Source organism: Immundisolibacter sp. (genome assembly GCF_028696615.1).
Classification (GTDB): domain Bacteria; phylum Pseudomonadota; class Gammaproteobacteria; order Immundisolibacterales; family Immundisolibacteraceae; genus Immundisolibacter.
This window is the reverse complement of record NZ_JAQVGQ010000173.1, coordinates 1-5,805: the sequence shown is the minus strand read 5'-3', so window position 1 is coordinate 5,805 and position 5,805 is coordinate 1. Positions and strand designations below refer to the sequence as shown.

Below are 5,805 nucleotides of genomic sequence, written 5' to 3'. Positions count from 1 at the left end.
CCGCCGCCTCGTGCGGCTCGTTCCAGTGGTTGCCGGGGCGCACCTTGTCGATGGCGGCGTGCTGGGCGTCGAGCACGATCTCGTACAGCGCCCGCTGCTGCGGACTGAAGCGGCCGTTCACCGGAAAGGTGCGCGTGATGTCGGCGGCGTAGCAGTCGAGCTCGCAGCCGGCGTCGATCAGCAGCAGGTCGCCGTCGGCAAGGCGCGCGTTGTTGTCCACGTAGTGCAGGATGCAGCCATTGGCGCCGCCGCCGACGATCGGTTCGTAGGCCGGCAGCCGCGCGCCGTGGCGGATGAACTCGTGCCGCAGCTCGGCCTCGATCTCGTACTCCCACATGCCCGGCCGGCACACGCGCATGGCGCGGCAATGCGCCTGCGCACTGATGTCGGCGGCGCGGCGCATGATCTTCATTTCGGCCGCGCTCTTGAACAGGCGCAGGTCGTGCAGCAGGTGGCCGAGGTCCACGAACTCGCCCGGCACGTGGATGCCGGCGCGCACCTTGCCGCGCAGGCTGTTCACCCAACCCAGCACGCGCTGGTCGAACTCGCCGTGCGCGCCCAGGCTGTAGAACACCTTGCCGCGGTTCTCCAGCAGGCCCGGCATGATGTCGTCGAGGTCGGTGATCGGGAACGCATCATCGGCGCCGAACCGCGCCTTGGCGCCTTCCAGCCCCGCCCGGCGGCCGGTCCAGGTCTCCTTGGCCGGGTCGCGCTCGCGGCAGAACAGCACGTACTCGCCCTGCGGCCGACCGGGGATCAGCACCGCCACCGCCTCGGGCTCGGCAAAGCCGGTCAGGTAGTAAAAGTCGCTGTCCGGGCGGAACGGGAACTCCGTGTCGCGGTTGCGCGTGTGGTGCGGGTTGGTGGGAATGATGGCGATGCCGCCGCCCATGTGCTGCATCAGCGTGCGGCGGCGGGCGGCGAATTCCTTGGGCGGTATGACGGGCAGTGGGTTCACGGCAGTGACGGGTTGAGGGGCGCTGCAGGCGGCCCGGCGGTGGCCGAAACGCCTCCGGCGGGATATTTTTCGGCGCGGTTGGTAGATCATAGCCGCCCCATCCCTCACCGGTCAGGCCGGGTGCACCACATGACACAGCAGGACGACGCCGTGGCGGCGCTCGAACAACGCCTGCAGGCCGCCGTGCAGCGCGTCGAGAGCTTCGTGCTCGAATACCGCGCCATGCGCGCCCGCCATCAACAGCTGCTCACCGAACGCGCCGAGCTGATGGACAAGGCCAACGCCGCGCGCACCCGCGTCGAGACCATGATCGCGCGCCTGAAGAACATGGAGCAGCCATGAGCCGGGACGGCGGCATCGCAGTAAAGGTGCTCGACCGCGAGTACCTGATCGCCGCCGGCAGCGAGCAACGCGACGCGCTGCTGGCCGCCGCCGACTACCTGAACGAGCGCCTGCGCGAACTGCGTCGCGGCGGGCGCGTGACCGGCAACGAGCGCCTGCTGGCCCTGGCCGCGCTCAACATCGCCCACGAGTTGCTGCAGGAGCGCGCCGCCCGCCGCGACCAGGCGGCGGCGATCGAGCGCCTGGGCGCGCTCGAGGCGCGCCTGACCGCGGCGCTGCGCACACTTGAGCCGACACCCCATTCCGGGTGATGATGACGGCGGGTTCCACTGCGGTGTTCGTGAGTGGGTCAATCATTTTCTTGAACCACAAAGCGCAAGCTTTGGGAGTCGTTCGCTGGCCCGTGTGCAAGCCCACCGCGCAGTGGGAAGCCTGACGGCCATGCCTCTTCTTCCGCCTTGAACCATCCGGTTCAAGAGTGACGAGCCATAACGGCACAAGTGGTGGAACCCTTCGCATCTGCGGCCGCTGACGCCAACGCGTCGGCGGCCTTTTCCACGCCCGCCCTGCGCCGCGCCCTGCGCGCGGCGCGCCGGCGGATCGGCCGCTCGCCGCGCCGCGCCGCGGCAGCCGCCATCGCCCGCCAGCTCGCCCTCGCACCGGCGTTCCAGCGCGCCCGGCGCATCGCCGCCTACTGGCCGGCCGACGGCGAGATCGACCCGCTGCCGACGCTGGCGCGGGCGCACGCCATGGGCAAAGCCTGCTACCTGCCGGTGCTGTGCCCGCTGCGCGCCGGCCGGCTGTACTTTGCCCCCTGGCGACCCGGCACGCCGCTGATCCGCAACCGGTTCGGCATCCCCGAACCGGCCTGTCCGCGGCGGGCGTGGCTGGCGCCGCGCATGCTGGATCTGGTGCTGCTGCCGCTGGTCGGCTTCGATGACACCGGCAGCCGTCTGGGCATGGGCGGCGGCTATTACGATCGCAGCTTCGCGTTCGTACGGCTGCCTGGCTGGCGGCGGCCGCGGCTGGTCGGCGTCGCCTTCGAGCTGCAGCGCGTCAGCCACCTGCCACGCCAGCCTTGGGATGTACCGCTCGACGCCGTGCAGACCGAACGCCGGCGCTACCTGTTTCGCCCGCTTTGAGGGGGGGGCAACGCTGTGCTCTAATGCGCGCCCGCGCGGGGTGCCATCGTGTCCACCCCGCCCCGATTTCACCCTTGCCGCAGCAAACCGCTGCCGGCGCCACGCCAAGGCGTCTTTTCGGCACCCCCAGGAGGGCCCCATGTCCGATGCCTACCTGTTCACGTCCGAGTCGGTGTCCGAAGGCCACCCGGACAAAATCTGTGACCAGATTTCCGACGCCATCCTGGACGCGTATCTCGCGCAGGACCCGGATGCGCGCGTGGCCTGCGAGAGCCTGACCAAGACCGGGCTGGCGATGGTGGCCGGCGAGATCAGGATCAATGCCGACAAGCCGGTGTTCATCGAGACCGAGGAGATCATCCGCGGCGTGATCAAGGACATCGGTTACTGCAGCTCCGAGATGGGCTTCGACTGGCGGACCTGCGCCGTGATCAATGCGCTCGGCAAGCAGTCGATGGACATCAACCAGGGCGTCGACCGCGCCGACCCGGAAGACATGGGCGCCGGCGACCAGGGCCTGATGTTCGGCTACGCCTGCCGCGAGACCGACGTGCTGATGCCGGCGCCGATCACCTACGCGCACCGGCTGGTACGCCGCCAGGCCGAGCTGCGCAAGAACGGCACGCTGCCGTGGCTGCGCCCGGACGCCAAAAGCCAGGTCAGCTTTCTGTACGAGGACGGCCGCCCCAAGCACATCGACACCGTGGTGCTGTCCACCCAGCACGCGCCCGAGATCAGCCAGGCGGACATCCGCGATGCGGTCATCGAGCACATCATCAAGCCGGTGCTCGGTGACTGGCTGGCCGATCAGCCGACCATCCACGTAAACCCCACCGGGCGCTTCGTGATCGGCGGGCCGATGGGCGACGCCGGGCTCACCGGGCGCAAGATCATCGTCGACACCTACGGCGGCATGGCCCGCCACGGCGGCGGCGCGTTCTCGGGCAAGGACCCGTCCAAGGTGGACCGCTCGGCGGCCTACGCGGCGCGCTACGTGGCCAAGAACATCGTCGCCGCGGGTCTGGCCGAGCGCTGCGAGGTGCAGGTGTCGTACGCCATCGGCGTGGCCGAACCGACCTCGATCATGGTCGACACCTTCGGCACCGGGCAGGTCAGCAACGCCACCCTCACCCGCCTGGTGCGCGAGCACTTCGACCTGCGCCCGGCCGGCATCCTGCGCATGCTGGACCTGAAGCGCCCGATCTACCGCCCGACCGCCGCCTACGGCCACTTCGGACGCGAGGATCAGGACTTCAGCTGGGAGCGCACCGACCGCGCCGAGGCACTGCGCGCGGCGGCGCGCTGATCAGACGCGGCACGGTTGCCGCCGGCGAGCCGAAAAATTCCAGCCCTGGAATTTTTCGGCATCGAATCAGGGTTCGTGAAGAAATGCGCGTCCGGCCATCCCTGGCCGATCTGAGAGCTTGAAACATTCACAAGCTCTCAGCCTTCATCCGGCGCCGCGCCGCTGTCGGCCAGCGCGCGCAGCGCGGCGGCCAGGCGCGCATCGGCGACGCCGTCGGCAACCGCCCGCAGGTGCCGACGGCTGGCCGCGCTGAGCACCCGCGGCGCGGCCGGCGCCGGTGCGGCAGCGGTCGTGGCCGGCGCCGTGACATGCACCTCGACCGCCTGCACCATTCCCCGCGACCAGCCGGCGCTCGGCGCCGCCAGGCGCTGGCGCAGCTGGGGCGCCAGAAAACGCAGGCGCGCCGCCCAGACGCCACCGCTCACGCCAAGGCGCAGACAGCCATCCTCCAGGGCGGCGCTGTGCACGGCCGCCGCCAGCTCGGCCGGCAGATACCTGCGCACCTCGGCGAGCAGCAAATCGCGCTCGCGGCTGGTCTGCAGCAACTGCGCCAGCGGCCCGCCGGCGGCGGTCAGCAGCTTGTGAAGGTGTTGCTGGGAACCCATAATGCCCGGCCCGGCCTCCCGCGGCTTGGGAAGCGCCGACTCGTTGAGTGCTTTCTGTCTGGGGCAGGATGCCCCGCCGCAGGCAAGGACTCAAGCCCTTGATCCCGCCGCATCGCGGCGAGCCGAAATATCCACGGGTGGATTTCTCGGCACTTCTCCCGGTATCGCCGATGATCAGCCTGCACATTCACTGGCCCGGCGCGAATGGTCGACGCAGTATCCGTCTGCGCGGCCGCGCGTTGCTGGCGCTCGGCGGTGTGGTGGTGGGGGCGCTCGCCGGCAGTTTCGCGCTCGGCGCCAGCCTGCCGCTGTCCGAGGCGCTGAGCGATCGCAAAGCGGTCCGCCACGAGCTGCGCGCGCAGCGCTCGCAGCTCGAGGACACCGTGCTGGCCGCGCGCGCCCAGGCGCAGGCGCTGGCCAGCCGCCTGGGCCAGCTGCAGGGCCGCCTGACGCAGCTCGAAGCGGTCGGCCAGCGCGTCAGCGCGGCGGCGCGCCTGGAGCCGGACACGTTCGATTTCGACGCCCCGCCGGACGATGCCCCGGCCGCCGGGCAACCGTTCGCGGTGGTGGACTTCGTCGCCGCCCTGGACGGCCTGTCGCGGCAGCTCGACCGCCGCGCGGCGCAGTTCGCGGTGCTCGATCGGGTCATCGGGGCGGGGCTGGCCGAGCGCGCCCCGCAACTGCCCTCGCCGGTGCCAGGCGGCGAGCTGTCGTCCCGCTTCGGCAACCGCGCCGACCCGTTCAGCGGGCGGCGGGATTTTCATCCCGGCGTGGACTTTCGCGCCCCGCAGGGCGCCCCCATACATGCCATGGCCGCCGGCGTAGTGGTGTCCAGCGGCTGGGAAAGCGGCTACGGCAACGTGGTCGAAATCGATCACGGCAACGGTTTTCACACCCGTTATGCCCACAATCAGGCCAATTTGGTCACAGCAGGTCAGACAGTGAAACGCAGTCAACTCATCGCCCGCGTCGGCCAGACCGGCCACGCCACCGGCTCGCACGTGCACCTGGAGGTGCTGCGCGGCGGCCGGCTCATCGATCCGGCCGTTTATCTCGGCGCGCTGGCGGCCGGCGAGCCGCTGCGCACCGCCCGGCGCTGAGGTCCGCCATGCTGCAGGCTCTCGTACGCCGCCTGGTCGGCAGTCGCAACCAGCGCGAAATCAAGCGCTATTTCAAGATGGTCGAGCGCGTCAACGCGCTGGCCGGGCAGTTCGAGACGCTCACCGACGCCGAACTGCGCGCGTGGACGGACACGCTCAAACAGCGCCACAGCGCCGGTGAGACGCTGGACCAACTGCTGCCGGAAGCCTTCGCCCTGGTGCGCGAGGCGGCCGGGCGGGTGCTCGGCATGCGCCACTTCGACGTGCAGCTGGTCGGCGGCATGGTGCTGCACGAAGGGCGCGTCGCCGAGATGCGCACCGGCGAGGGCAAGACGCTGGTGGCCACCCTGCC

General features: G+C 70.5%; 7 protein-coding genes, 1 other RNA gene and 1 pseudogene. 7 read left to right on the top strand and 2 right to left on the bottom strand.

Going from position 1 to position 5,805, the window contains the following annotated elements; genetic code table 11:
* On the bottom strand, window positions 1-901 hold a 901-nt coding region (locus PHC73_RS10755), incomplete at its 3' end, for an aminopeptidase P N-terminal domain-containing protein (RefSeq protein ID WP_366949860.1).
* A gap of 186 nt (window positions 902-1,087) precedes the next feature.
* On the opposite strand from PHC73_RS10755, the gene PHC73_RS10750 reads away from it, so the two are divergent.
* The 5 genes from PHC73_RS10750 (at window position 1,088) to metK (ending at window position 3,748) form a co-directional block, all read left to right on the top strand.
* Window positions 1,088-1,300: a hypothetical protein gene (locus PHC73_RS10750; protein ID WP_300127853.1), complete on the top strand. Its 213-nt coding sequence runs from the start codon at window positions 1,088-1,090 to the stop codon at window positions 1,298-1,300.
* Window positions 1,297-1,611, top strand: coding sequence for a cell division protein ZapA (zapA, locus tag PHC73_RS10745; RefSeq protein ID WP_300127850.1), 315 nt, complete (start codon window positions 1,297-1,299; stop codon window positions 1,609-1,611). Before PHC73_RS10750 ends, zapA begins: the two co-directional genes overlap by 4 nt.
* Before the next feature lie 12 nt (window positions 1,612-1,623).
* Window positions 1,624-1,811: non-coding RNA, 6S RNA (ssrS, locus tag PHC73_RS10740), on the top strand.
* Entirely contained in the window at window positions 1,804-2,442 is a 639-nt protein-coding gene (locus PHC73_RS10735) for a 5-formyltetrahydrofolate cyclo-ligase (RefSeq protein ID WP_300127847.1), read from the top strand. The genes ssrS and PHC73_RS10735 overlap by 8 nt, the downstream gene beginning before the upstream one ends.
* A 139-nt stretch (window positions 2,443-2,581) precedes the next feature.
* Window positions 2,582-3,748, top strand: coding sequence for a methionine adenosyltransferase (gene metK / locus PHC73_RS10730; RefSeq protein ID WP_300127844.1), 1,167 nt, complete (start codon window positions 2,582-2,584; stop codon window positions 3,746-3,748).
* A gap of 137 nt (window positions 3,749-3,885) precedes the next feature.
* On the opposite strand, the gene PHC73_RS10725 is transcribed toward metK, so the two are convergent.
* Window positions 3,886-4,353: a DciA family protein gene (locus PHC73_RS10725; RefSeq protein ID WP_300127841.1), complete on the bottom strand. Its 468-nt coding sequence runs from the start codon at window positions 4,351-4,353 to the stop codon at window positions 3,886-3,888.
* Between the two features lie 170 nt (window positions 4,354-4,523).
* Between PHC73_RS10725 and PHC73_RS10720 the strand changes: the two genes are divergently transcribed.
* Both PHC73_RS10720 and PHC73_RS10715 read left to right on the top strand, forming a co-directional pair.
* On the top strand, window positions 4,524-5,453 hold the full coding sequence (locus PHC73_RS10720; protein ID WP_300127838.1) for a M23 family metallopeptidase: 930 nt from the start codon (window positions 4,524-4,526) through the stop codon (window positions 5,451-5,453).
* Between the two features lie 8 nt (window positions 5,454-5,461).
* Window positions 5,462-5,805: pseudogene (locus PHC73_RS10715) on the top strand (preprotein translocase subunit SecA); the annotation flags it as partial.